Source organism: Polynucleobacter hallstattensis (genome assembly GCF_018881835.1).
In the GTDB taxonomy this organism is placed as follows: domain Bacteria; phylum Pseudomonadota; class Gammaproteobacteria; order Burkholderiales; family Burkholderiaceae; genus Polynucleobacter; species Polynucleobacter hallstattensis.
Genome location: NZ_JACVPO010000001.1, coordinates 1,169,823 through 1,194,205 on the forward strand (window position 1 = coordinate 1,169,823; position 24,383 = coordinate 1,194,205).

24 protein-coding genes are annotated in these 24,383 nt (G+C 47.4%); 10 read left to right on the plus strand and 14 right to left on the minus strand.

Translation table 11 applies throughout. The features are described from left to right. Window positions 1-9: 9 nt before the first annotated feature. Complete coding sequence (locus ICN26_RS06135) at window positions 10-1,239, plus strand: argininosuccinate synthase (protein WP_215354786.1); 1,230 nt, start codon at window positions 10-12, stop codon at window positions 1,237-1,239. Window positions 1,240-1,285: 46 nt separating this feature from the next. Beyond that, window positions 1,286-1,591 (plus strand): pyrimidine/purine nucleoside phosphorylase, encoded by a 306-nt coding sequence (gene ppnP, locus ICN26_RS06140; protein ID WP_216267554.1) that lies wholly within the window; start codon window positions 1,286-1,288, stop codon window positions 1,589-1,591. A 94-nt stretch (window positions 1,592-1,685) separates the two neighbouring features. Here the strand turns inward: ppnP and ICN26_RS06145 are convergent, their stop codons facing one another. Next, window positions 1,686-2,141, minus strand: a complete 456-nt coding sequence (locus tag ICN26_RS06145) for a DUF192 domain-containing protein (protein WP_216267555.1) — start codon at window positions 2,139-2,141, stop codon at window positions 1,686-1,688. A 121-nt stretch (window positions 2,142-2,262) separates the two neighbouring features. Continuing rightward, on the minus strand, window positions 2,263-2,466 hold the full coding sequence (locus ICN26_RS06150; RefSeq protein ID WP_011903586.1) for a cold-shock protein: 204 nt from the start codon (window positions 2,464-2,466) through the stop codon (window positions 2,263-2,265). A 276-nt stretch (window positions 2,467-2,742) separates the two neighbouring features. Here ICN26_RS06150 and clpS point away from each other — a divergent pair, with 276 nt between their 5' ends. Together clpS and clpA are read left to right on the plus strand one after the other, a co-directional pair. After that, window positions 2,743-3,099: an ATP-dependent Clp protease adapter ClpS gene (gene clpS, locus ICN26_RS06155; RefSeq protein WP_046331280.1), complete on the plus strand. Its 357-nt coding sequence runs from the start codon at window positions 2,743-2,745 to the stop codon at window positions 3,097-3,099. After that, the gene (gene clpA / locus ICN26_RS06160) at window positions 3,096-5,402 is read left to right on the plus strand and encodes an ATP-dependent Clp protease ATP-binding subunit ClpA (protein WP_216267556.1); all 2,307 of its coding nucleotides are present in this window, start codon (window positions 3,096-3,098) and stop codon (window positions 5,400-5,402) included. The genes clpS and clpA overlap by 4 nt, the downstream gene beginning before the upstream one ends. A 58-nt stretch (window positions 5,403-5,460) precedes the next feature. On the opposite strand, the gene dut is transcribed toward clpA, so the two are convergent. From dut to ICN26_RS06185, 5 genes are read right to left on the minus strand one after another with little or no spacing between them, the layout of a single operon-like run. Continuing rightward, window positions 5,461-5,910: a dUTP diphosphatase gene (gene dut / locus ICN26_RS06165; protein ID WP_216267557.1), complete on the minus strand. Its 450-nt coding sequence runs from the start codon at window positions 5,908-5,910 to the stop codon at window positions 5,461-5,463. Between the two features lie 19 nt (window positions 5,911-5,929). Beyond that, window positions 5,930-7,141 (minus strand): bifunctional phosphopantothenoylcysteine decarboxylase/phosphopantothenate--cysteine ligase CoaBC, encoded by a 1,212-nt coding sequence (gene coaBC / locus ICN26_RS06170; protein ID WP_216267558.1) that lies wholly within the window; start codon window positions 7,139-7,141, stop codon window positions 5,930-5,932. Window positions 7,142-7,150: 9 nt separating this feature from the next. Then, entirely contained in the window at window positions 7,151-7,645 is a 495-nt protein-coding gene (lspA, locus tag ICN26_RS06175) for a signal peptidase II (RefSeq protein ID WP_046330735.1), read from the minus strand. A gap of 30 nt (window positions 7,646-7,675) precedes the next feature. Further along, window positions 7,676-10,537: an isoleucine--tRNA ligase gene (ileS, locus tag ICN26_RS06180; RefSeq protein ID WP_216267559.1), complete on the minus strand. Its 2,862-nt coding sequence runs from the start codon at window positions 10,535-10,537 to the stop codon at window positions 7,676-7,678. Further along, window positions 10,530-11,480: a bifunctional riboflavin kinase/FAD synthetase gene (locus tag ICN26_RS06185; RefSeq protein WP_216267560.1), complete on the minus strand. Its 951-nt coding sequence runs from the start codon at window positions 11,478-11,480 to the stop codon at window positions 10,530-10,532. Before ICN26_RS06185 ends, ileS begins: the two co-directional genes overlap by 8 nt. A 51-nt stretch (window positions 11,481-11,531) precedes the next feature. On the opposite strand from ICN26_RS06185, the gene purN reads away from it, so the two are divergent. Genes purN through ICN26_RS06200 form a run of 3 tightly spaced genes read left to right on the plus strand, consistent with a single transcriptional unit; the run spans window position 11,532 to window position 14,969 of the window. Beyond that, window positions 11,532-12,161, plus strand: a complete 630-nt coding sequence (gene purN / locus ICN26_RS06190; RefSeq protein WP_216267561.1) for a phosphoribosylglycinamide formyltransferase — start codon at window positions 11,532-11,534, stop codon at window positions 12,159-12,161. Then, window positions 12,158-13,747 (plus strand): RsmB/NOP family class I SAM-dependent RNA methyltransferase, encoded by a 1,590-nt coding sequence (locus tag ICN26_RS06195; protein ID WP_216267562.1) that lies wholly within the window; start codon window positions 12,158-12,160, stop codon window positions 13,745-13,747. Before purN ends, ICN26_RS06195 begins: the two co-directional genes overlap by 4 nt. A 28-nt stretch (window positions 13,748-13,775) precedes the next feature. Next, window positions 13,776-14,969: a DesA family fatty acid desaturase gene (locus tag ICN26_RS06200; protein ID WP_216267563.1), complete on the plus strand. Its 1,194-nt coding sequence runs from the start codon at window positions 13,776-13,778 to the stop codon at window positions 14,967-14,969. 76 nt (window positions 14,970-15,045) lie between these two features. On the opposite strand, the gene rpmG is transcribed toward ICN26_RS06200, so the two are convergent. The 3 genes from rpmG to radC all read right to left on the minus strand — a co-directional run bounded on the left by rpmG (window position 15,046) and on the right by radC (window position 16,298). Continuing rightward, window positions 15,046-15,213 (minus strand): 50S ribosomal protein L33, encoded by a 168-nt coding sequence (gene rpmG, locus ICN26_RS06205; protein WP_015421876.1) that lies wholly within the window; start codon window positions 15,211-15,213, stop codon window positions 15,046-15,048. A gap of 11 nt (window positions 15,214-15,224) precedes the next feature. Beyond that, window positions 15,225-15,458: a 50S ribosomal protein L28 gene (rpmB, locus tag ICN26_RS06210; protein WP_011903570.1), complete on the minus strand. Its 234-nt coding sequence runs from the start codon at window positions 15,456-15,458 to the stop codon at window positions 15,225-15,227. Window positions 15,459-15,602: 144 nt separating this feature from the next. Beyond that, a complete protein-coding gene (gene radC, locus ICN26_RS06215) occupies window positions 15,603-16,298 on the minus strand; it encodes a RadC family protein (protein ID WP_369411793.1) in 696 nt (231 codons plus the stop codon). A 30-nt stretch (window positions 16,299-16,328) separates the two neighbouring features. Between radC and ICN26_RS06220 the strand changes: the two genes are divergently transcribed. Together ICN26_RS06220 and ispH are read left to right on the plus strand one after the other, a co-directional pair. After that, window positions 16,329-16,775: an FKBP-type peptidyl-prolyl cis-trans isomerase gene (locus ICN26_RS06220; protein WP_216267565.1), complete on the plus strand. Its 447-nt coding sequence runs from the start codon at window positions 16,329-16,331 to the stop codon at window positions 16,773-16,775. A 3-nt stretch (window positions 16,776-16,778) separates the two neighbouring features. Beyond that, on the plus strand, window positions 16,779-17,744 hold the full coding sequence (ispH, locus tag ICN26_RS06225; RefSeq protein WP_216267566.1) for a 4-hydroxy-3-methylbut-2-enyl diphosphate reductase: 966 nt from the start codon (window positions 16,779-16,781) through the stop codon (window positions 17,742-17,744). A gap of 85 nt (window positions 17,745-17,829) precedes the next feature. Here ispH and ICN26_RS06230 read toward each other — a convergent pair whose 3' ends face one another. Both ICN26_RS06230 and ICN26_RS06235 read right to left on the minus strand, forming a co-directional pair. Beyond that, complete coding sequence (locus tag ICN26_RS06230; RefSeq protein WP_216267567.1) at window positions 17,830-19,023, minus strand: acetylornithine transaminase; 1,194 nt, start codon at window positions 19,021-19,023, stop codon at window positions 17,830-17,832. Window positions 19,024-19,074: 51 nt separating this feature from the next. Then, entirely contained in the window at window positions 19,075-20,115 is a 1,041-nt protein-coding gene (locus ICN26_RS06235; RefSeq protein ID WP_216267568.1) for a CDP-6-deoxy-delta-3,4-glucoseen reductase, read from the minus strand. 36 nt (window positions 20,116-20,151) lie between these two features. On the opposite strand from ICN26_RS06235, the gene ICN26_RS06240 reads away from it, so the two are divergent. After that, entirely contained in the window at window positions 20,152-21,039 is an 888-nt protein-coding gene (locus tag ICN26_RS06240) for an SDR family oxidoreductase (protein WP_216267569.1), read from the plus strand. Here ICN26_RS06240 and ICN26_RS06245 read toward each other — a convergent pair. Then, entirely contained in the window at window positions 21,020-22,792 is a 1,773-nt protein-coding gene (locus ICN26_RS06245) for a glutamine--tRNA ligase/YqeY domain fusion protein (protein ID WP_216267570.1), read from the minus strand. The two genes, ICN26_RS06240 and ICN26_RS06245, sit on opposite strands and share 20 nt — an antisense overlap. Window positions 22,793-22,876: 84 nt before the next feature. After that, entirely contained in the window at window positions 22,877-24,379 is a 1,503-nt protein-coding gene (locus tag ICN26_RS06250; RefSeq protein ID WP_216267571.1) for a tripartite tricarboxylate transporter permease, read from the minus strand. Window positions 24,380-24,383: the final 4 nt, after the last annotated feature.

Genomic DNA, 24,383 nt, shown 5'->3' on the forward strand with positions numbered 1-24,383 from the left:
ATAGAAATTATGTCTGATATTAAAAAAGTAGTTTTAGCGTATTCCGGCGGTCTTGATACCAGTGTGATTCTCAAATGGCTTCAAGATACCTATCAATGTGAGATCGTTACTTTCACAGCTGACTTAGGTCAGGGTGAAGAGTTGGAGCCGGCACGCGCCAAAGCGCTGCAGTTTGGCATCAAGCCAGAAAATATCTTTATCGACGACTTGCGTGAAGAGTTTGTACGTGACTTTGTGTTTCCCATGTTCCGCGCCAATACGATTTACGAAGGCGAGTACCTTTTGGGTACCTCCATCGCGCGTCCGTTGATTGCTAAGCGTCAAATTGAAATTGCTCGCGCGACTGGTGCGGACTCTGTATCGCATGGCGCCACTGGTAAAGGTAATGACCAAGTACGTTTTGAGTTGGGCTATTACGCCCTTGAGCCAGGAATTAAAGTAATTGCACCATGGCGCGAGTGGGATTTACTCTCTCGTGAAAAACTCATGGCCTATGCAGAAAAGCATGGCATCCCAGTAGAGATGAAGCATAAGCAAGGTGGCTCACCATATTCTATGGATGCCAACTTATTGCACATCAGTTATGAAGGCCGTCATCTCGAAAACCCGAATGCTGAAGCAGAAGAATCTATGTGGCGTTGGACGGTATCTCCTGAAAAAGCTCCAGATGCCCCAGAAATTATTGAAATTGAATTCCGTTCCGGTGATCCGGTGGCAATTAATGGCAAAGCCTATAAGCCACATGAGTTATTAGCTGAACTCAATCGCATCGGCGGCATGCATGGCATTGGTCGTCTTGACTTGGTTGAGAACCGCTTTGTAGGTATGAAGAGCCGTGGCTGCTATGAAACCCCTGGCGGCACTATCTTGTTAAAAGCGCACCGCGGTATTGAGAGTATTACTTTAGACCGTGAAGTAGCTCACCTCAAGGATGACCTGATGCCACGTTACGCAAGCCTGATCTATAACGGCCTGTGGTGGGCGCCAGAGCGTCTGGCTCTGCAAACCTTAATCGATCACACGCAACAAATGGTGAACGGTGTTGTGCGTCTGAAGCTCTACAAAGGATCTGTCTCTGTGATCTCGCGCGATTCAGCGAATACTTTGTTTGATCAGACTATCGCCACCTTTGATGATGATGGCGGTGCGTATAACCAGGCCGATGCGGGTGGATTTATTAAGCTTAATGCTTTGCGTATGCGGATTGCTGAAACTGCAAGACGTAAGCGTGCTAAATAATTCAGATAAAACAACCAACTAGTAATTCAGATTAGAAAGAATGAAGATGCAATTTGATCAAGTTTCTGTAGGCAAAAAAGCCAATGTATTTTTCGATGGTAAGTGCGTATCTCATACCGTGACTTTGCCAAACGGCGTTCGTAAATCTGTTGGCGTTGTATTGCCAAGTACTTTACGTTTTGACCTCAGCACTAAAGAAATCATGGAAGTGGTTGACGGTAATGCGTTTGTCAGTATTAACGGCGCCCCAGAAGTCGAGTTCAAGGCGGGCCAAAGCTGGGAAGTAGCAAAAGGGGGTTATTTCATCATTCGTGCCGAATCTCCAGTGCACTATGTTTGTCACTTTGAATAAGTAGGCTGATAAGCAAGATGTTAATGCTGCTTGCGCCCAAAATAAAACGCAGACCTGAGTCTGCGTTTTTTGTTTTATGGCTAGGATCACCCTCTTATTTTTTAGGAAGCCCTTGAATGACTGTGCCAGGCACGATGACTCTCTCGGAGAACCACTGCTTATTCATCTCAAGTGCATAACGTACTGCTGCCTTAGGACAGTGGTTGTTAGTAGTTTCCGCTTGCATCTCTTCGATATTCACAATCTTGCCATCATCAGCAATGAAGGCAATCGATAGGGGAATCTTTGTGTTGTTCATCCAGAAGCAATGCCCTGCTTTTTGCTCGAAGATAAAAAGCATGCCAGAGTTCGTGGGCATGCTGGTGCGATTCATGAGTCCAACCTCACGCGCTTTAGGTGTATCAGCTAACTCTGCCTGAATGCGATAGATCCCAGTTTTGAGCTCAATCATTGGCAAGCCAACATTCTGCTGGGCAAACGCGGTGCTTAAAAAGATCCCAGCAATCGCTGCAAGTGAAAAGATCAATTTTTTGATATTGGGTGAGCGCATAGTGTTTTGATTGGTGGGTGTGAGTGAAGCTAATTTTAAGGCAGGGCTAGTAAGACAAGAAAATGTAGGCGAAAAAAAACCCAGGAACAAGTCCTGGGTTTTAGTAATGATCTAAAGCAGATTAAGCTGCTTGGATATTAGTAGCTTGTTTGCCCTTAGGACCTTGGGTAATATCAAACGTTACCTTTTGGTTTTCCTTGAGTGTTTTAAACCCAGGCATTGTGATTGCGCTGAAATGCGCAAACAACTCTTCTTCACCATCATCAGGTTTGATAAAGCCAAAACCTTTTGCATCATTGAACCACTTAACAATTCCGGTCGCCATGCGAACTCCATTACATAAACTTAAAACAACCGTGATGAGGGTGAATACTTTTTAATCAGTCTCGCTCTACAACACGCCTAAATAGGACTTCAAATGAAGCCTACCCCCTGATTGTTTGCCCTTTATGGTGGGGTGTCAAGGGGGTGGGTAAATATAGTTACTATTTAACCCCCCTTTTTTTATCGAAAAACGCCCCAATATAGTGTTTAAGGCACTTTCTGGATGGTTTTTATGCAACAAAGCTGCCGAATCCTAATTTTCACATCTGTGTTTAGAATGTTTCATATGAGTCGTACAACGAAAAATCCAACGGTTGGCAATCCAAACAACCCCCACATTGAGGACACCATTCTTCTCGAAAAGCAGGCCGAGAAATTAAAGTCGCCTTCGATGTATAAAGTTTTACTATTAAATGACGATTACACGCCAATGGAATTTGTGGTGATGGTCATTCAGGAGTATTTTAATAAGGATCATGAGACGGCTACACGGATCATGTTGCAGGTTCATTTGGTTGGTAAAGGTATTTGCGGTTTATTTACACGTGATGTTGCAGCAACAAAAGTGCATCAAGTTATCGAGCTCTCCCGCGAAGCGGGTCACCCACTACAGTGCACTATGGAGGAAGCATGATTGCCCAGGAATTAGAAGTAAGTTTGCACATGGCGTTTGTTGATGCGCGAGCTTCAAGACATGAATTTATTACGGTGGAGCATTTGCTTGCCGCCTTACTTGACAATGCGACCGCAGTGGAGGTTTTAAAAGCCTGTGCTGTCAATATTGCTGAGCTTCGTGCCCAGCTCAAAAATTTTATTAACGACAATACGCCTGTGGTTCCGGGTAACGATGAAGTTGATACCCAGCCAACTCTGGGTTTTCAGCGCGTGATCCAACGCGCCATCATGCATGTGCAATCCACTTCAAATGGGAAGAAAGAAGTTACGGGGGCGAATGTACTCGTAGCTATCTTTGGTGAAAAAGATTCTCATGCGGTGTATTTCTTGCAGCAGCAAGGCGTCACTCGTTTGGATGTAGTGAACTTTATTAGCCACGGTGTACGTAAAGATCAAGCTGAGAATGTGAAGCCCGCTGAGGCCACCCAAGAGACCGAGGATGCGTCGTCTGGCGGCAAGGAAAGTCCTTTAGAGCAATACACCCAGAACCTCAATGTACTAGCTAAGCAGGGCAAGATTGATCCCCTGATTGGCCGCGATAGTGAAGTCGAGCGCGTGATTCAGGTGCTGTGCCGTCGTCGTAAAAATAATCCCCTATTGGTGGGTGAGGCAGGCGTGGGTAAGACTGCGATTGCTGAAGGTTTAGCTTGGAGAATTGTGAAGGGTGATGTCCCTGAGATCTTGGCTGATGCCACAGTCTACTCATTAGATATGGGCGCGCTATTAGCGGGTACTAAGTACCGCGGAGATTTTGAGCAACGCTTGAAGAGTGTTCTTAAGTCTTTAAAAGACAGCGCCCATGGTGTTCTATTTATTGATGAGATTCATACCTTAATTGGTGCGGGTGCTGCATCGGGTGGCACATTGGATGCGAGCAATTTACTAAAGCCTGCGCTATCAAATGGCCAGCTCAAGTGTATCGGTGCAACTACCTTTACTGAGTACCGGGGCATTTTTGAAAAAGATGCCGCATTGTCACGTCGATTCCAGAAAGTCGATGTGGTTGAGCCCACTGTCGATCAGACCGTGCAAATCTTGCGTGGTTTGAAGTCACGCTTCGAAGAACACCACGGCGTTAAGTACGCTTCCGCAGCTTTGGTAGCCGCAGCTGAATTATCTTCTCGTTATATCAATGATCGCCATTTGCCAGATAAAGCAATTGATGTGATTGATGAGGCAGGTGCAGCGCAACGCATCTTGCCAAAGTCCAAACAGAAGAAAACTATTGGTCGTCCAGAGATTGAAGAGATCGTAGCGAAGATTGCCCGTATACCGCCACAATCTGTAACGGTGGATGATCGTAGCAAGCTGCAAACATTAGATCGAGATATTAAAAGTGTGGTGTTTGGTCAAGATCCTGCCATTGAGGCTCTAGCGAGCGCAATTAAGATGACTCGTGCTGGACTTGGCAAAATCGATAGACCGATTGGTTCATTCCTGTTCTCGGGTCCAACTGGTGTGGGTAAGACAGAGGTTGCTAAGCAGCTCGCCTATATTTTAGGTATCGAACTTCTCCGCTTTGATATGTCTGAGTATATGGAGCGTCATGCTGTCAGTCGCTTAATTGGTGCCCCTCCAGGATATGTAGGCTTTGATCAAGGTGGTTTACTCACTGAGGCTGTTAACAAGAAGCCGCATTGCGTTCTCCTACTTGATGAGGTTGAAAAAGCGCATCCAGACATTTTCAATATTCTCTTGCAGGTCATGGATCATGGCACTCTCACGGATAATAACGGTCGCAAGACTGACTTCCGTAACGTCATCATCATCATGACAACGAATGCTGGTGCAGAAGCAATGCAGAAGTCCACCATCGGCTTTACTAATGCGCGTGAGTCTGGTGATGAGATGGCGGATATCAAGAAGTTCTTCACGCCAGAATTCCGTAATCGTTTAGATGCGATTGTTTCTTTCAAGGCGCTTGATGAGACCATCATCATGCGTGTGGTGGATAAGTTCTTGATGCAGTTAGAAGAGCAACTCCATGAGAAGAAGGTGGATGCTACATTTAGTTCGGCATTGCGTGCCCATTTGGCTAAACATGGTTTTGACCCGCTCATGGGCGCAAGACCAATGCAGCGAATCATTCAAGATACGGTACGTAAAGCACTTGCTGACGAATTACTATTTGGCAAGTTGGCGCAGGGTGGTCACGTGGATGTCGATATTGACGCTGATGGTAAGGTTCAACTTCAGTTTGATGCTCCAGCAATACCCGGTAAGCGGCCAAAAGCTGATGTAGCTCCGGTCGAGGAGATTTAAGGCAAATAAAAAACCACCTACGGGTGGTTTTTTATTGGATAAGACTAAAGTATCTAAATTAGCTACGACCTGTACTTCCAAAACCACCAGCCCCACGACTACTCTCAGTAAACTCTTCAACAACTTTGAGTTCTACCTGTTGTACTGGCATCACTACCAATTGCGCTAAGCGCTCCATGGGCTCTAATTTGAATGCTATAGAGCCACGATTCCAAGTGCTCACCATCAGTTGACCCTGGTAATCCGAATCGATTAATCCCACTAAATTACCAAGAACGATCCCATGCTTATGTCCAAGACCAGAGCGCGGCAAGATGAATGCGGCATAACGTGGATCTTCTACATAAATCGCTAAACCCGTTGGAACGAGGACTGTTTGTCCAGGAGCAATTTCAATTGCTTGATCAATACAGGCGCGCAGATCTAATCCAGCGCTTCCAGGGGTTCCATATGCAGGCAATTGATCGCGCATACGCTCATCGAGAATTTTGACTTGAAGTTGTTGCATAAAATTTCCTAAAGCGAGATTAAATTTTCTTGGCGACTAACTGAATCAGCTGACGTGCAAGCTGAAGCTTTTCGGCCTGAGCCATTTTCTTGCTACCACTTTCATCAACGATGAGTAGTTGGTTAAGATCGCTACCAAAGGTATCTGGACCAATATTACCGACAATCATCGGAATGCCTTTACGCTTGCGCTTTTCATCAGCATGCTTTTGGAGATCAGTAGACTCTGCTGCAAAGCCAACGCAGTAAGGATGCAACTTACCACCTTTAGTTTTGACCATTTTTGCTACATCAGCAAGAATATCTGGGTTGGCCACAAATTCTAAATTTGGAGCTTGCTTACCTTGGCGCTTAATTTTTTCTTTAGCTGGCTTGGCAATGCCCCAATCAGCGACCGCAGCAACTGCAAAGAAGATATCGCAGTCAGTAGATTGCATGGTGGCTGTATGCATTTCTTTGGCACCGACCACATTAGTGCGGGTAATTTTTCCAGTTACCGCTAATGGCGTGGTGAGATCGCAGGGGCCTGCTACTAAGTGCACTTCTGCGCCAGCTTCAACAGCTGCGCGGGCAATGGCGAAGCCCATCTTGCCTGAACTACGATTGGTGATGCCACGCACCGGATCAATCGCCTCAAAGGTAGGCCCAGCTGTAATCAGTACATGTTTTCCGAGGAGTGATTTCTTCTGAAAGAATGCTATGAGTTGTTCGGTAATTTCTACGGGCTCAAGCATGCGCCCAAAGCCGACTTCACCACAGGCTTGGAATCCACTTGCAGGGCCGAGTAATGTGACTTTGTCTGCAATGAGTCGTTCTGCGCTTCTTTGTGTAGCTGCATGCTCCCACATTTGTTTGTTCATCGCGGGAGCTAACAGGAGCGGGCAATCTCTTGCTAGGCACAAAGTACTCAGCAAATCATCAGCTAATCCAAGGGAAAGTTTAGCCATGAGATCCGCACTTGCGGGCGCAATTAAAATTGCATCGGCAGCTCTAGAGAGTTCAATATGCGCCATATTGTTAGCAATGCTGCTATCCCATTGGCTTGTGTAAACGGGGTTACCAGTAAGTGCTTGCATGGTGACAGGCGTCACAAATTGCTGCGCAGCTTCTGTCATCACCACTTGGACGCTGGCACCTTCTTGCATTAACTGGCGTGCTAGCTCTGCAGACTTATAGGCCGCAATGCCGCCAGAAATGCCGAGAATGATTTTCTTATTTAAAAGTGATTGCATGGCGCCAGCTTAAAGGGATTGGGGATTTTTGCCAAATGACTTGCGTAACTCGCCCCAAATAATGAGGGCTGCGCCGATACAAATCGCGCTATCCGCAATATTGAATGCTGGCCAATGCCAGTTAGCGTAATGCAGGTCAATAAAGTCCACCACAGCGCCATACATGATGCGATCTAGGACATTGCCTAATGCACCACCCAAAATGAGACTAAGAGCCCAGCAGAGCATCTTGTCCCCTAAGCTCTTTCGCAACAGCCAAAGAATGTAGGCTGACGCTGCTAAGCCCAGGACTGTAAAGAACCAACGTTGCCATCCAGAGCTTTGCGCTAAAAATGAAAAGGCTGCACCTGGGTTAAATAGCAGCAACCAGTTCATAAATGGCAAAACGGGTTCAGGTACTCCTAATTGCAAGTTGCTTAAGGCGGACCATTTACTTAGCTGATCTAGCAAGAGCGTCACGATTGCAATCGCTAGATAACGGAGAAAGGAGAGATTTGTACTCATGATGGGGTGGCGATCTTTTTACTATGTTCTTTATGCAAAAAGGCGAGATTCACCATTTCCAAAAAGATTGCTGATGCAACGACCACACAGCTCTGGATGCTCAGTGTTAGAGCCAACATCTTGAGTGTGATGCCAACAACGACCACATTTCTTGTATTGACTACCGCGCACGAGTACTTCAAGGCCTGCATTACTGAGCTCTAGTTTGGCGCTAGAAGTAATGGTGACAAAGCGCAAGTCATCTTCAAGAGAATGCAAAATTGCAAAATCGACATCACCCACTTTGATCGTGAGTTCCGCTTGCAAAGATGAGCCCACATTACCAGCTTCACGTTCAATCTCAATGGCTTTAGTGATCTCGGAACGAATTTCTCGAACACGATTCCATTTAGCGAGGAGCTCAGTAGCGTGAGCGATTTCTGGGAAAGTGCCGAACTCTTCCATGAAGATAGACTCTTTGGCTTTTTCATCCGCACCATGCGGGAATGACAACCAGGCTTCCTCAGCGGTAAAGGATAGGAAAGGAGCTAGCCATTTGAGCAGGTTGCGAGTGATATGGAATAGTGCGTTTTGTGCTGCACGCCGCTCTTTCGAATCCGGCGCACTCGTATAGAGGCGATCTTTCAGAATATCTAAGTAGAAGCCACCTAAATCTTCTGAACAGAAAGTTAGCATACGCGCTACAGCCGGCTGGAACTCATAAGCCTTGTAGTGCGCCTGCACATCTTGTTGCAGCTGATTGGCGAGTGCAACAGCGTAGCGATCAATCTCTAGCCATTCGCTTGCAGGCATCACATGCTTACTGGGATCAAAGTCAGACAGGTTGGCTAACAAGAAGCGCAATGTATTACGAATACGGCGATAGCTTTCCACCACACGTTTCAGAATTTCATCGGAGATGGTCATCTCGCCAGAGTAGTCAGTAGAAGCTACCCACAAACGAATAATCTCCGCACCCAACTTATCAGCAACCTGTTGCGGGGCGATCACGTTGCCTACCGACTTACTCATCTTGCGGCCTTGGCCATCAACCGTGAAGCCGTGCGTAAGTAGTGCTTTGTATGGCGGCTTGCCATCTAGCATGGCGCCAGTGAGTAATGAGGAGTGGAACCAGCCGCGATGTTGGTCTGAGCCCTCTAAATACAGGTCAGCTAAACGACTATCTGCATTTTCAGCTTCAGGGCGATAGAGTTCAGCACGATGCGAGCCACGAATGACGTGCCAATGTGTAGTGCCAGAATCAAACCATACATCCAAGGTATCGCGATTCTTTTCATATTGAGCAGCTTCTTCACCAAGTAATTCGGCTACTTCGAGTTTTTGCCAAGCTTCAATACCTTCTTTTTCAACGCGCTTTGCAATCTCTTCAAGCAACTCAGCTGTGCGTGGATGTGGCTCACCACTTTCCTTATGCACAAAGAAAGCCATTGGCACACCCCATTGGCGTTGGCGTGACAAGGTCCAATCAGGACGATTAGCAATCATGCTGTTTAAGCGTTGCTTACCCCATGCTGGGAAGAACTCGGTGTTCTCAATGCCCGCTAGTGCAGTCTCGCGCAAGCTTGCGCTGCCATCAGTTGGTTGCTTATCCATGCTCGCAAACCACTGCGAGGTCGCGCGATAAATAATCGGCGACTTGTGACGCCAGCAATGCATGTAGGAGTGGGTATAGGTCTGATCTCGCAAGAGGCTTCCTGCTTCACGCATGGCCTCCACAATCTTGGGATTGGCTTTCCAAATATATTCATTGGCAAAGAGTGGAAGCCAAGAGGCATAAACACCATTACCCATTACAGGGCTCAAGATATCTTTATCAGCCAAGTTGTTTGCTTTACAAGACTTAAAGTCTTCCTCGCCGTAGGCTGGTGCAGAATGCACTACGCCAGTACCAGTATCTAAGGTGACGTATTGGGCCGGGTAGATTGGCGAGAGGCGTTTGTATCCCTCATGCAATGCAGCCAGCGGATGCCAGAAAGAAATGTTGGCTAACTGGCTACCCAGACAAGTGGCAATCACTTTTCCTTCAAGTCCAAAATCTTCAAGGCAAGTTTTTACGCGGTCTTCTGCCAAGATGAGTAACTTATCGCCTGTATCTACTAGGGCGTAACTCAGTTCAGGATGAACATTCAATGCTTGATTGGATGGAATGGTCCAAGGTGTTGTTGTCCAAATCACAATCATTCCAGGCTTAGCTGGGATCTCAGATAGTCCAAATGCTTTTGCTAGTTGCGGGCGCTGCGCATCATCAAAAGCAAACCCCACATCTACTGTTGGATCAGTTTTATCTTGATATTCCACTTCAGCCTCAGCCAGTGCGGAGCCGCAATCGAAACACCAGTTCACTGGCTTTAGGCCGCGGAAAACATACCCTTTTTCCCAGATCTTTCCGAGCGCACGAATTTCATCGGCCTCATTGCGGAAGTTCATAGTGAGATACGGGTTATTCCAATCACCCAATACGCCCAAACGTTCAAAATCTTTTTTCTGCTTATCTACTTGTACCTTAGCGTAAGCACGTGCTTTTGATTGGACCTCAGCAGTCGGTAAATTTTTACCAAATTCTTTTTCAATCTGAATTTCAATCGGCATACCGTGGCAGTCCCAGCCTGGAACGTAGGCAGAGTCAAAGCCCATTAACCAGCGAGACTTGACGATCATGTCCTTGAGAATCTTATTTACCGCGTGACCAATATGAATATCGCCGTTTGCATAGGGAGGACCATCATGCAAAATAAATTTTGGCTGGTGAGCATGTGCCGCACGAATCTTTTCGTAAAGCTTATTTTTCTGCCACTGTGCAACCCATTGTGGTTCACGTTTTGGTAAATCTCCTCGCATCGGAAACGATGTTTCTAGAAGATTAACGGGATAAGAGTTTTCTTTTTCAGACATAAGATTTTTTCTGGAAATAATTTCTGGCATGCGCTGCATCAGATGCAATCGCTTTGGTAAGTGTATCGAGGTCGGAGTATTTCGCCTCATCCCGAATTTTTTCTAAGAGCTCTACGGTAATAATTTTTCCGTAGACATCGGCGTTGTAATCAAAAATATGAGTCTCAAGCAATACGCGACCTTCATCTTCTACCGTTGGTCTCACACCGAGACTGGCTACAGCAGGCAGTGGCTTATCTCCAAGCCCCAAGACTTGTGCAGTAAAGATGCCAGAGCAGGCAGGCTTGCGGTGATGCAGGTGATTAGCAACAGCGAGATTCAATGTTGGGAACCCTAAAGTACGACCTAGCTTTTGCCCGTGAATGACATGACCGGAGATACCGTAAGGACGACCTAGTAAGTTACTGGCTTGATCCATGTCCCCAATAGCCAAGGCATTACGTAGTGCCGAGCTAGAAATTCTTTCGCCACCTTCTTGCACGGTATGAATGCTAGAAACTTCAAACCCAAATTGTTCGCCAGCTGCTTTGAGGCTTGCAAAGTTGCCCGCACGTTTAGCGCCGTAGCAAAAATCATCGCCAATCAAAATCCATTTAGCATTGAGTCGTTTGACAATGATCTCAGAAACAAATTCTTCGGGAGTAAGGCGCGCAAATGCACTATTGAAATGCTCCACTACTACGCGATCAATGCCAATGTCAGCAAAGGCAGCCAGCTTGTCACGCAGGTTGAGGATTCGTGGTGGCGCCTGTTCTGGGGAAAAGAATTCCTTAGGGTGCGGTTCGAAAGTCATGACGCAGCTAACTAAACCACGTTCTTGCGCGCTATCTTTCAGTTCCTTGAGCAGGGCGTGATGGCCCCTGTGCACGCCATCGAAATTACCGATGCTTAAGGCACAAGCCGGTCCTGCAGAAAACTGGGTGGGGCCACGGAATACGTTCACTAAATCACTTTCAGGGTCGCTTTCGGGGTAACCATCAATTATATTGTGGGCATGCCATCTATCGTCACCTTAATCTCAGGCCGCGGATCTAATTTCGAGGCTATCGTCAAAACAGCTCAAAAAGAGCATTGGCCGGTTACTTTTGCCGGCGTCATTGCTAACCACTCTGCTGCCAAGGGCCTTGATTTTGCTCGCTCTCAGGGCATTCCAGCTTTTGCTATTGAACATCGCGAACACGCTACTCGCGAGTCCTTTGATAGCGCTCTCATGGCGAAAATCGATGAATTAGGGGCTGATTTAGTGGTTCTGGCTGGTTTTATGAGAATTCTGACCCCTGGCTTTATTCGCCATTTTGAGGGTCGTCTGATGAATATTCACCCCGCATTACTGCCAGCCTTCCCAGGATTGCATACCCATGAGCGGGCTTTGGAGGCTGGGGTGGCTGAACATGGCGCCAGCGTGCATTTTGTTACCGAGGGGGTAGATGAGGGCCCTATCATCTGCCAAGCCTCCGTTCCAGTGCTCCCCAGTGACGATGCGGATACTTTGGCTGCGCGAGTTTTGGCTGCTGAGCATCAGATTTACCCGCGGGCCGTAAAATGGTTCCTAGATGGACGATTGCGAATAGAAGGTAATCAAGTTCAGGTTAAACCACCGGAGTCGCAATTAATCAAATTATGAGTAAAGAACGTTCATCACGCGCAGCTAGCGCTGGCAGCAAATCAGGATCAAGATCTGGGTCACGTTTAGGCCCACAAAAAAGTTATGCCGCCAAATCCAAGGATCCATTGCGTCGCCCAGAGCGTCGCAACGCCAGTGGCAATATCATCGCGCCAGAAGGTCAGAAAAACTTTTCTAATGCCAAGGCTTTGCCTCAGCATGCAATTCACTTAGAGCGTCTGCTGCCAGAGTTGCTTAATTTCGAGCAACCAGCTGATCGTGTGGTGAGTCGCTATTTCCGATCTGAGCCTCAGCTGGGTAATCGTGATCGTGCCTTGATTGCTGAGAGTGCTTTTGCCATCTTGCGTCGGAAGAATGAGTTCTCACAATTTGCTTCTAGCGGCGAGGGTTCACAGGCTAGACGCTTAGCCCTATTAGGTTTGCTGTCTGCTCTCTCCGAGGGTGGTCTAGGCTCTGCTAACCGTGCAGAGAGTGCTATTGCCGACTTAGCTCATGTATTGAAAACAGGCGAATATGAGTGGTTGCAGCGTTTTGCAACAGTCGATCCATCAGCACTCAATCCGCTGGTTCGAAATAATTTGCCTGAATGGCTTTGGGATGCATTTGGAAAATATCCCGGCGAAGAGTCACGTGAAGCGTTGGCGAAATCACTAATGCATCCAGCTCTTTTGGATTTGCGTGCGAACACCATGAAGACCACTCGCGAGCAATTGCTTGCAGAGATGAATGCTCTTGGTGGTCGCTATCAAGCCATTCCAACTCCGTATGCACCTGATGGTGTTCGCATCATGGGTAAGCCCGCTTTGCAAAATACTGTGAGCTTTAAGACGGGGATGTTTGAGGTTCAAGATGAAGGTAGTCAGTTATTGGCTTACTTGTTGGCACCAAAGCGTGGCGAGATGGTGGTGGACTTTTGTGCTGGAGCCGGTGGTAAGACTTTGGCAATTGGGGCAATCATGCGCTCCACAGGCCGTTTGTATGCCCTGGACACGTCAGAGCGTCGCTTAGCTAATTTAAAACCTAGGCAAGCCCGTAGCGGCCTTTCTAATGTGCATCCTGTCTGGATTGATAGTGAGAATGACTCCAAGATCAAGCGCTTGGCTGGGAAGATTGATCGCGTCCTAGTGGATGCTCCTTGCAGTGGCATGGGTACATTGCGACGCAACCCCGACCTCAAATGGCGTCAGACCCCGGAAGGTGTTTTGGAGCTGAATCAAAAGCAGATGAATATTTTGGCCTCTGCAAGCCGTTTACTAAAACCGGGTGGTCGCTTGGTTTATGCCACCTGTAGCCTGTTGCCGCAAGAAAACCAGCAAATTGCAGAGGATTTCCTGGCAAAGCATCCTAATTTTGAGGTGGTTCCTGCAGCTGAAGTTCTTAAAGCATTGTTTCCAAAGGATAAAATGCCTTTAGGTTGCAGTCCTGACAACCCGTGGTGGCAGTTATGGCCTCATATTCATGGGACTGATGGCTTCTTTGGGGCTGTTTTTCAGAAAAAAGCAGCTGTTTCTGCAGTAACTGTCGATAAAGATGACGAAAAGTCGGTAAAAGTCAAAAGCAAGAAAGCTGATAAAGAACTAAAATAGGCTTTTAGATCTCTCTGGGGATACCCTTTTGAACACAGTTTCTGGTTTTGATTTATTCCTTAATTGGCTTTCCAATGGCTATTTAAATTGGGCTTGGTGGCAAATCCTGGTTTTTACTTTGGTCGTCACCCATATCACCATTGCTGCGGTCACCATTTTTCTGCATCGTTGCCAAGCGCACCGCGCTCTGGAATTGCATCCCATCGTGTCCCATTTTTTCCGGTTTTGGCTCTGGCTAACAACTGGTATGGTGACCAAAGAATGGGCGGCGATTCATCGCAAGCACCACGCCAAGTGTGAAACCGTGGATGATCCGCATAGCCCGCAAGTTTTGGGTATTCATACTGTGCTTTCTCGTGGTGCTGAGTTATATAAAAATGAGTCACGCAATCAAGAGACTTTAGATAAGTTTGGTCATGGCACACCCGATGATTGGCTTGAGCACAAGCTCTATGCAAAGTATTCATGGCAAGGCGTAGCCTTGATGTTGATCATCGACGTACTCTTGTTTGGTGCAATTGGTTTAACTGTGTGGGCAGTGCAGATGTTGTGGATCCCTATTACTGCTGCTGGAGTTATTAACGGTATTGGCCACTTCTGGGGTTACCGTAATTACGATTGCGAAGATGCCTCAAGAAACATTTTGCCTTGGGGTATTTTGATTGGTGGCGAAGAGTTACATAACAACCACCACACCTTCGCTACCAGCGCTAAGCTCTCCAGTAAGTGGTACGAGTTTGATATTGGCTGGATGTACATTCAGATCATGAGTGCTGTTGGCTTAGCGAAAGTAAAAAAGACTTCTCCAAAGCCGGTGCTGAGCGACTTACGTCCTGCGGATCAAAGCACACTCGAAGCCATTATTGCTAACCGTTATGAAATCATGGCCCGTTATAGCAAGACTTTGAGCACCTTCTTCAATATCGAAGTTCAGCACATGCAGGTATTGGCAGCTCACTTAAAGGATGCGCGCACCTGGTTGGGCAAGGATGAATCTCGTTTAACTGTGGAAGAAAAAAAGAAGCTTGAAGAGTTGATGGCAACTAATGCGCAGCTACGCAAGATGATTGAGATGCGTCGTGATTTACAAGCAATCTGGGGCCGATCTAACGCCACAGGCGATCAATTGCTGACTCAGTTGCATGTGTGGTGTCAGCATGCTGAAGAGAGTGGTTTATCGAGTCTGCGTGACTTCTCTTTGAGATTGCGTCGCTACGCTTAATGAAATCGAAGACAATAAAAAACCCGCTGATGTAGCGGGTTTTTTATTTGCTAAAAATAAATATCGAATCGATAAATTACTTCAGCTTGGTTTCTTTGTAAGCAACGTGCTTGCGAATGGTTGGATCGAATTTCATGATCTCCATTTTCTCAGGCTTTGTGCGCTTATTTTTTGATGTTGTATAGAAGTGACCAGTACCAGCTGATGACTCTAATTTAATTTTTTCTCTGCCGCCTTTAGCCATTTGTGCGCTCCTTAAATTTCGCCACGTGCACGGAGATCAGACAAGACAGCATCAATGCCGTTTTTGTCGATAACGCGCAAACCAGCATTGGTTAAGCGCAAGCTAATCCAGCGGTTTTCAGATTCAACCCAGAAACGACGATTTTGCAAATTCGGCAAAAAGCGACGTTTCGTTTTATTGTTTGCATGGGATACATTATTGCCAACCATCGGCTTCTTCCCAGTGACTTGGCAAACTTTTGCCATGACATAACTCCATTAATTGCGAAAAAAGAATATTGTATCAGTCTCCAGCTACTTTGATCCACCCCTTATTGGCTTTAGTTTTGAGGATAAGAAGAAATAGTCGGCAGTATTGGCGAAAATATACTATTAAGTTAGTATTCACTTCTATTTATCATCATTTTTCATAAGACCCTCATCAGAAAATGAGAAAAAACCGCCATCACTCACAATGCAGTGATCAAGCAGGGGGATATCTATCAACTGCAAGGCTTTGGCTAAGGTCTTGGTTAATTCTTGATCGGCAATGCTCGGTCGTGGGTTTCCGCTGGGGTGGTTATGTGCCACGATCAGGGCGCTAGCATTCCTGGCAAGAGCCTCCTTGAGGATTTCTCGCGGGTAAACGGCGGTGTGGCTTAGGGAGCCTCTAAAGAGCTCCTGGCACTCAATCAGGCGTAAGCGGGAGTCGAGGTATAGGCAAAGGAAGACTTCGTGTGGCAGGCGTCCAAATCTAGCCTGTAAGAACTCCCGGACATAGCCTGGTGAGGTAAGGACAGGCTCCTGGGAGAGGGTTTCTTCAAGGCTACGCTTTACAAGCTCATAGGCCGCCTGGATTTGTGACCACTTAGAAATGCCCATGCCATGAATCTGGGTTAATTCTTCTGGGGTACAGGACATTAGGCGTGGCAAATTGCCGAAATGGTGGAGAAGGTCCTCAGCTAAAGCAACGGCCGTTTTGCCTTTAACGCCAACACGCAGAAAGATCGCGAGTAATTCAGCATCACTTAGGGCTGCAGCACCAAGAGTGCGCAGTTTTTCGCGAGGTTGCTCCATTTTTGGCCAATCCGTAATCGGTAAGTGCACGCTACGGTCGGGCCTAGATACAATTACCTTATGAATAAGCTTACGGTTTTGCCCAATTCCTTCCTGACCCTCAATTATCGGCTGACTTTGCCCAGTGGGGATGACTACATCAATACTTTTATCGATCGCCCTGCGACGGTGTTGATGGGTTCTGGACAATTTGCGCCTTGTTTTGAAAAGGTATTAATCGGATTGGGTGTGGGTGATAAGAAAAGTGCTTTATTGCCCCCGGAAGAAAGTTTTGGGGAGCGTAAAGAAGAATTAATTCAGTGGGTTTCTCTGAATGCGCTTAAAGAAGGTCGTGATGATGATGCGGAATTTAATCCTGGTGATGTCATTGAATTTAATGCGCCTGGTGGTGCTCAATACGCAGGTGTGCTGCAATCGATTAACGAAGAAGGCGCCTGGTTTGACTTCAATCACCCACTTGCTGGAAGGCCTGTTACCTTCGAAGCTCAAATTGTTGCGATTTTGTAGCCAATGAATAAACAAACGAATACACAAGCAGGCGGAGAAAGCGCTGCTGAAATTTTGATGGCGCAACCCCGCGGCTTTTGCGCGGGAGTTGATCGTGCAATTAATATTGTGAATGAAGCGCTCACACGCTTTGGTGCTCCAATTTATGTACGTCATGAGATTGTTCACAATGCTTACGTCGTGAATGAGCTGCGTGATAAGGGCGCTGTGTTTGTTGAGGAGTTGCATGAAGTTCCTAAAGGCGGCATTGTGGTGTTTAGCGCCCACGGTGTTTCTCAGGAAGTTCGTCAAGATGCTGAGACGCGTGGCTTGCAGGTATACGACGCAACTTGTCCTTTGGTTACAAAGGTGCATGTTGAGGTCATCAAGATGTGTAAGGATGGTTTTACAGTCTTGATGATTGGCCATGCGGGGCACCCGGAGGTCGAAGGTACGATGGGGCAGGTTAAGGAAGGTGTTCATTTGATTGAGAAAGTGGCAGATATTGCTAAGCTGCCTTTTACTGAGAATGAAAAAATCGCCTTTGTCACACAAACGACACTCTCCGTCGATGAGACGAAGGAAATCGTCAATGCCTTAATTAAAAAATTCCCGCATATCGTGCAACCTCGTAAGCAAGATATTTGTTATGCCACTCAAAATCGCCAAGATGCTGTGAAATTTATGGCCCCTCAAGTTGAGGTAGTTATTGTGGTCGGAAGTAAGGCAAGCTCGAACTCGAATCGCTTGCGTGAATTAGCTGAAAAACTGGGCGTACCGGCCTACATGGTCGATGCACCAGAGCAGCTTCAGGCTGAATGGTTTATTGGCAAGAAGCGCGTAGGCCTAACAGCAGGCGCATCTGCCCCTGAAAGCCTGGCCCTATCGATTGTGGCAAAGATTCAAGAATTTGGGCCGCGAAGCATTCGTAATCTAGAAGGTGTGGTGGAGGATGTCATATTCTCACTGCCAAAGAATTTAGTGGGCTAGCAAGTAACGCCATGTTTGGGATGATTGCTGTAATAAAAGATAAAGGGGCTCTGAGCCCCTTTATTACACTCAATCTGAGTATTGTTTAGCTAACTTGCTTGAGCAACTCTCTCAAGATCTTGCACATCTGACGGATTTCATCATCAGAAACATTGAGTGCTGGCATAAAGCGTAGCAGATTAGGTCTTGGAGAATTAATTAATAAGCCTTCTGGAGTTCTATCACGAGCTAATTCAACTAGCTTCGCGCCGATATCACTGCTCAACATCAGGGCGCGTAATAGTCCTTCACCGCGCTCGCCATCCAGATGAAATTCTGCGGAGATGGCAAGAAGCTCTTTACTAAGCAATTCACCCTTAGTGCGCACAGACTCTAGGAAGCCTGGCGCTAACAATTGTTCGATCACGCTGATACCTACTGCGACCATCAGTGGATTGCCGTTATAGGTACCACCCTGATCGCCAGGTACAAAACAAGCAACCGCATCGGTTGCCATTAGTGCAGCTAATGGCACGCCACCACCAATGCCTTTGCCCAAGGTCATGATGTCTGGTTCGATGCCGTAGTGCTGATAGGCAAAGAGGGTGCCAGTACGACCACAGCCAGCTTGAACTTCATCGACGATCAACAGAATATTATTTTCTTTAGTGAATTTACGCAGGCTTTGCATAAATTCCTTAGTAGTGGGGATGACGCCGCCCTCGCCTTGAACTGGCTCGAGCATGACCGCAACAGTCTTATCGGTTACCAATTTTTTGACGGAATCTAAGTCATTTAAATCGGCTTTAAGAAAGCCGGGAACTTGTGGGGCAAACATGGTGTCCCAGCCTGGTTTGCCAGATGCGCTCATCGTTGCTAAGGTACGACCATGAAAGCTGTGGTCAAAAGTAATGATTTCAAAGGCGCCTGATTTATTCAGTTGCCCCCATTTACGCGCCAACTTAATGGCGCCTTCATTAGCCTCAGCTCCGCTATTGGCGAAAAATACTTTGTTAAAGCAACTGTTTTCGGTCAAAAGATTCGATAAGCGAATCATTGGCTCGTTATAAAAAGCAGGACTCGGATTAATGAGTTTCTTCGCTTGTGCATTGAGCGCTTCAATCATGCCGGGGTTGCTATGACCGAGACAGTTCACTGCCCAGCCTTGCAAGAAATCCAAATAACGCTTGCCCTTGTTATCAGTCAGCCATGAGCCTTTACCTTCAACCATAGTCAACTCTGGTCGCGGGGTGATAAACATCACTGAGTGGGCATCTACGGATTGGGCTGGCTTATTCATATCGTATGCAAAGTGAAATCAAATGAGGTTTCTATTATCGCGCTTAGCAGACTAGTTTGTCGCGAGGTCAGCAGCACTGGTAAAGGAGTCTGCAAAGAATTCCTCTTCGGGCAGGTTGGACTGGGATGAAAAGTCCTGGCGAGCCGCATTGACCATTACAGGGGCGCCGCAGGCATAGACCTGGTAAGGGCTCATATTGAGATGGTCGGCCATCACAGCTTGGTGCACAAAGCCTGTGCGTCCATACCATTGATCCTCAGGCAGGGCATCTGAAATGACTGGGATGTACTTGAAGTCAGGAATATCTTTTGCCCATGACTGGCAGAGCTCATTGAGGTAGAGGTCGCTTGGGCGCCGCCCACCCCAATACAGATGAATCGGGCGCTGGATCTTTTTGAGCTGCATTTGCTCGACGATGGATTTGATTGGCGCAAAGCCGGTGCCTGCAGCAAGAAAGATGATGGGCTTCTTAGAATCTTCTCTTAAAAAGAAGCTACCCAATGGACCTTCAAAGCGGAGGATATCCTTTTCCTTCAGGGCGGGATCTTTTGCGCCAAAAACAAAGTCAGTAAAAAGACCGCCGGGTAAATGGCGAAGATGCAGCTCGAGAGGGCCGTCTTGATCTGGCGCATTGGCAATCGAGTAGGCGCGGCGCTGCCCATCCTTGAGAAGAAACTCCAAATATTGTCCAGCCAGAAATTGAAAGCGCTCGGCAGCTGGTAATTGCAATTGAAGAATGGCCACATCTGCGCTCGGTTTTGTAATGGTATTCACGCGACAAGGCACTTTCCGAATCGCGATATCACCGGCCCCCTGAACTTCACGAGCTTCAATGAGAAGGTCTGATTTGGGATGGGCGCAGCAAAACAAGGTACCACCGGCGGCTTCATCGGTCGAGCTCAGGGCTGCAGCACTATGCTGGCCATGCTCTACCTGGCCCTCTAGAATTTTGCCTTTGCAAGAACCACAGGCACCGTTTTTACACCCATAGGGTAGGGTGATGCCCTGTTGTAATGCTGCTTCAAGAAGGGTTTCATCCTCCTGGACGGTAAATTGTTTGCCGCTCGCCTTGAGCGTGACTTGATAAGACACTCTCATTCCTTTCAATAAATCGTTACGATGTGATCTATGCAATCTTTTGGTAAATCTCGAATCCTGATCGTTGGCTGTGGTGACATTGGTCTGCGTGTTGCCAAACAGCTCGCTCGAAGTCATCGCGTGTATGCCTTAACTTCCCAGAAAACACGTTTTCAGGAGTTGAGAGCGGTTGGCGCGATTCCGATTTTGGGGGATCTGGATAAGCCCGATAGCTTGTGGCGTTTAAGTGGATTAGCGCAAACCGTGATCCACTTGGCACCACCCCAAAATACAGGTCATCGTGATTGCCGAACTCGCAACCTCCTCCGAATTTTAGCCCAAGGCTCTGATACTGTTGGGCGCCTGATTTATGTGAGTACAACGGGCGTTTATGGTGATCACGCAGGCGCCAAGGTAAGCGAAGTGACGCCGGTTAAACCTCAAAGCGAGCGAGCTAAGAGAAGGGTGGATGCAGAAAACTGCCTACGTCTTTGGGCGCCAGCGCATGGAGTTGCCCTCACCATTCTGCGAGTGCCAGGTATTTATGCTACTGACCGCTTGCCGGTTGAGCGCATTCAGGCCGGCACCCCCGCCTTAAACCCAGCTGAGGATGCTTACTCAAACCACATACAGAGTGATGACTTGGCAAGATTAGTTTGCGCTGCTGTTTATCACGGCAAGCCACAACGCGTCATTAATGCATGTGACGGTGGTGAAACCAAGATGGGTGATTACTTTGATGAAGTAGCTGATGCGTTTGGCTTAGAGCGGCCACCCAGATTGCCAGCTGAGCAGTTGGAGAAAATCGTATCCCCCATGCTGTGGTCTTTTATGCGGGAGTCACGGCGCGTAACAAATACACGGCTAGCCGAATTGAAAACCCCGCTACGCTATCCTAGCGTGGCAGAGTTTCTGAAAACTATTTCCAAGAATCCTTAAGTCCGACCGTACGATTAAATACCGGTTGACCTGGTTTTGATTCGCTTAGATCCGCAACAAAGTAGCCATGGCGCTCAAACTGAAAACGATCTTCCGCTTTGGCGTCCTTCATGCACGGCTCTAAGTACGCACTAATCGTTTGTTTCGAGTGAGGATTGATTGCGTCCAGGAAATTTTTATCCCCGCTATCCGGATGCGGATCATTAAACAGGTGATCGTAAAGGCGCACTTGTGCAGGCACAGCTTCCGCAGCGCTGACCCAATGAATATTGCCCTTGACCTTGTAATTATTTGAGCCGGGGGTGCCGCTCTTGCTATCTGCGAAGTGCGTTGCATTAACTTGAATCACCTTGCCATTAGCATCTACTTCAAATCCGGTGCACTCAATCACAAAACCATGACGCAAACGCACACGTCCCCCAGCTTGGTCGCCAATTGGTGGGTAGAGTCTGAAGAACCCCTTGACGGGCTCTTTCATGAAATCATCTTCTTCAATCCACAATTCTTTGGTGAAATGAAACTCGCGATTACCCCACTCGGGATGCTGTGGATGGCGCGGCGCTGAGCAAGGTTCGCTCGCGGACGCAACCCAGTTCTCAATGACGAGCTTGAGTGGCTTGAGGACTGCTGTGGCTCGTGGAGCCTTGGCTTCAAGATCATCCCGTAAAGCTTGGTCTAGGGTGCTCATATCAATCCAGCTATCTGCTTTAGAAACGCCAATGCGTTCGCAGAACAGACGAATACTCTCTGGCGTGTAACCCCTACGACGAATACCTACGATGGTTGGCATCCGAGGATCATCCCAGCCATCTACATGCTTTTCTTCTACTAATTGCAAGAGCTTACGTTTACTTGTGATGGTGTAAGTTAAGTTGAGGCGGGCGAATTCATATTGATGTGGAACAGGATTTTTGAAGTTCCCTAGCTCCGCTAATGAGGCAACAATCCAATCGTAGAGCGGACGATTATTTTCAAACTCCAAAGTGCAAATAGAGTGTGAAATATTTTCTAGGGCATCAGAAATACAGTGTGTGAAATCATATAAAGGGTAGATGCACCACTTACTACCAGTGCGGTGGTGATCTACATGGCGAATGCGATAGACCACAGGATCACGCATCACAATATTCGGATGCGCCATGTCGATCTTCAAGCGCAGTACATGCTCGCCATCTTTATATTTACTGTCACGCATCTCGCGAAATAAAGCGAGGTTCTCATCGGGCGTGCGATCGCGATACGGACTATTTTTTCCAGCTTGTCCAAAGTTGCCGCGATTGGTGTGGATGTCATCTGCGCTCTGACTATCAACATAGGCTTTGCTATTTTGAATCAGAATTTCGGCAAACTCATACAGTTGGTCAAAGTAATCGCTTGCGTGATACAGATGTGTACCCCAATTAAAGCCAAGCCATTTCACTGCATCCAAAATACTGTCAGCGTACTCAACATCTTCTTTGACTGGATTGGTGTCATCTAAGCGCATATTGCAACGCGCACCACCCGCTTGATTGTTGTAGTCAGCGGCCAAGCCAAAGTTCAAGCAAATACTTTTGGCATGGCCAATATGAAGATAGCCATTGGGTTCTGGTGGGAAGCGCGTAATGATGGAAGGGATGGCCTGACCCTCTCGATTAGTCCGATTCTGGTAGACGCCACTCGCCAGATCATGATCGATGATCTGGCGCAAAAAGTTAGAGGGCTCAGCAAGAGTGCCGGCAGGCGATTTAGATGGTTTGCTATCTTGGGACATGCGCCCATTGTAGAGAAAAGCCCTTCCTATAAAGAAAAAAGCCCGCAAACTGCTGCGGGCTCGTTTCTGGGAAGCGCTCGAGAATTAATCTTCTACGAAAGCCTCTTCACGGGTTTTCTTAACCGCAGGTAAGGCTACGATCACAACTAAGAGGGCTGCCGCAATGAGCAAACCTAAGGAGAGTGGTCGGGTTACGAAGGTCGTGAAGTCACCACGTGACAACAAGAGGGCGCGGCGGAAGTTCTCTTCCATCATCGGTCCAAGTACAAAGCCTAGGAGCAATGGGGGTGGCTCGCAACCTAATTTAAAGAAGAGGTAACCAATTAAACCAAAGGCTGCGGTTACATAAACGTCAAATACGGTGTTGTTGACGGTATAGACGCCGATACAGCAGAACACCAAGATTGCTGGGTAGAGAAAGCGATATGGAATCTTCAGTAGCTTTACCCATAAACCAATCAGCGGCAAGTTCAAGAGAATCAACATCACGTTACCAATCCACATCGAGGCAATCAGACCCCAGAACAAAGCTGGGTTGCTTGTCATGACTTGCGGACCAGGCTGAATGTTGTGAATTGTCATCGCACCAACCATCAAGGCCATGACGGCATTCGGTGGGATGCCTAAGGTAAGCAATGGTATGAAGGAGGTTTGAGCGGCAGCGTTGTTTGCTGCTTCAGGACCTGCTACACCCTCAATCGCACCCTTACCAAACTCATGGCTGTACTTAGAGGATTTCTTTTCAACTGAGTAGGCGCCAAAGGCTGCCAAAGCCGCACCGCCGCCTGGCAGAATACCTAAGGTGGAGCCGATGGTGGTACCGCGCAAGATCGAAGGAATCATGCGCTTGATATCAGTCTTGGTTGGCATCATAGTGGTGAGCTTATTCAGGAAGCCCTCGTCATCACCAGTTTTTTCTAGGTTGCCCATAATTTCCGCAAAACCAAAGACACCCATGGCAACGGCTACGAATCCAATGCCGTCACTTAATTCGGGGATGTCAAAAGCATAGCGTGACACGCCAGAGTTCACGTCAGTACCAATCAAGCCCATTAAAAGACCAAGGATGATCATGCCGATCGCCTTGATCAGAGAGCCTGAGGCAAGAACGACGGCGCCAATCAGTCCAAGAACCATTAAGGAGAAGTACTCAGCGGGACCGAACTTAAATGCTAATTGGGAGAGTGGTGCAGCAAAAGCAGCCAAAACCAATGTTGCTACGCAACCAGCGAAGAATGAACCCATACCGGCAGTAAAGAGGGCTACACCTGCTCGACCATTTCTGGCCATTTGGTAACCGTCAATCGCCGTCACCACCGAGGACGTTTCTCCTGGTATGTTGAGCAAAATCGCAGTAGTAGAGCCACCGTACTGTGAGCCGTAGTAAATACCCGCCAACATAATCAAAGCAGCAATTGGAGGCAATGCATAGGTGGCTGGCAGGAGCATCGCAATTGTCGCAATTGGGCCCAGACCTGGCAAAACACCAATTAATGTACCCAAAATACAGCCAATCAGGCAGTACATCAGATTTTGTAAGGTAAACGCTGTGTCGAAACCGAGCGCTAAATTAGCAAATAAATCCATTTTT

Bases quoted from the DNA above. Each gene is read 5' to 3' on its own strand.
- ICN26_RS06135 (WP_215354786.1), top strand. From the start codon at position 10: ATGTCTGATATTAAAAAAGTAGTTTTAGCGTATTCCGGCGGTCTTGAT.
- ppnP (WP_216267554.1), top strand. From the start codon at position 1,286: ATGCAATTTGATCAAGTTTCTGTAGGCAAAAAAGCCAATGTATTTTTC.
- ICN26_RS06145 (WP_216267555.1), bottom strand. From the start codon at position 2,141: ATGCGCTCACCCAATATCAAAAAATTGATCTTTTCACTTGCAGCGATT.
- ICN26_RS06150 (WP_011903586.1), bottom strand. From the start codon at position 2,466: ATGGCGACCGGAATTGTTAAGTGGTTCAATGATGCAAAAGGTTTTGGC.
- clpS (WP_046331280.1), top strand. From the start codon at position 2,743: ATGTTTCATATGAGTCGTACAACGAAAAATCCAACGGTTGGCAATCCA.
- clpA (WP_216267556.1), top strand. From the start codon at position 3,096: ATGATTGCCCAGGAATTAGAAGTAAGTTTGCACATGGCGTTTGTTGAT.
- dut (WP_216267557.1), bottom strand. From the start codon at position 5,910: ATGCAACAACTTCAAGTCAAAATTCTCGATGAGCGTATGCGCGATCAA.
- coaBC (WP_216267558.1), bottom strand. From the start codon at position 7,141: ATGCAATCACTTTTAAATAAGAAAATCATTCTCGGCATTTCTGGCGGC.
- lspA (WP_046330735.1), bottom strand. From the start codon at position 7,645: ATGAGTACAAATCTCTCCTTTCTCCGTTATCTAGCGATTGCAATCGTG.
- ileS (WP_216267559.1), bottom strand. From the start codon at position 10,537: ATGTCTGAAAAAGAAAACTCTTATCCCGTTAATCTTCTAGAAACATCG.
- purN (WP_216267561.1), top strand. From the start codon at position 11,532: ATGCCATCTATCGTCACCTTAATCTCAGGCCGCGGATCTAATTTCGAG.
- ICN26_RS06195 (WP_216267562.1), top strand. From the start codon at position 12,158: ATGAGTAAAGAACGTTCATCACGCGCAGCTAGCGCTGGCAGCAAATCA.
- rpmG (WP_015421876.1), bottom strand. From the start codon at position 15,213: ATGGCTAAAGGCGGCAGAGAAAAAATTAAATTAGAGTCATCAGCTGGT.
- rpmB (WP_011903570.1), bottom strand. From the start codon at position 15,458: ATGGCAAAAGTTTGCCAAGTCACTGGGAAGAAGCCGATGGTTGGCAAT.
- ICN26_RS06220 (WP_216267565.1), top strand. From the start codon at position 16,329: ATGAATAAGCTTACGGTTTTGCCCAATTCCTTCCTGACCCTCAATTAT.
- ispH (WP_216267566.1), top strand. From the start codon at position 16,779: ATGAATAAACAAACGAATACACAAGCAGGCGGAGAAAGCGCTGCTGAA.
- ICN26_RS06230 (WP_216267567.1), bottom strand. From the start codon at position 19,023: ATGAATAAGCCAGCCCAATCCGTAGATGCCCACTCAGTGATGTTTATC.
- ICN26_RS06240 (WP_216267569.1), top strand. From the start codon at position 20,152: ATGCAATCTTTTGGTAAATCTCGAATCCTGATCGTTGGCTGTGGTGAC.
- ICN26_RS06245 (WP_216267570.1), bottom strand. From the start codon at position 22,792: ATGTCCCAAGATAGCAAACCATCTAAATCGCCTGCCGGCACTCTTGCT.
- ICN26_RS06250 (WP_216267571.1), bottom strand. From the start codon at position 24,379: ATGGATTTATTTGCTAATTTAGCGCTCGGTTTCGACACAGCGTTTACC.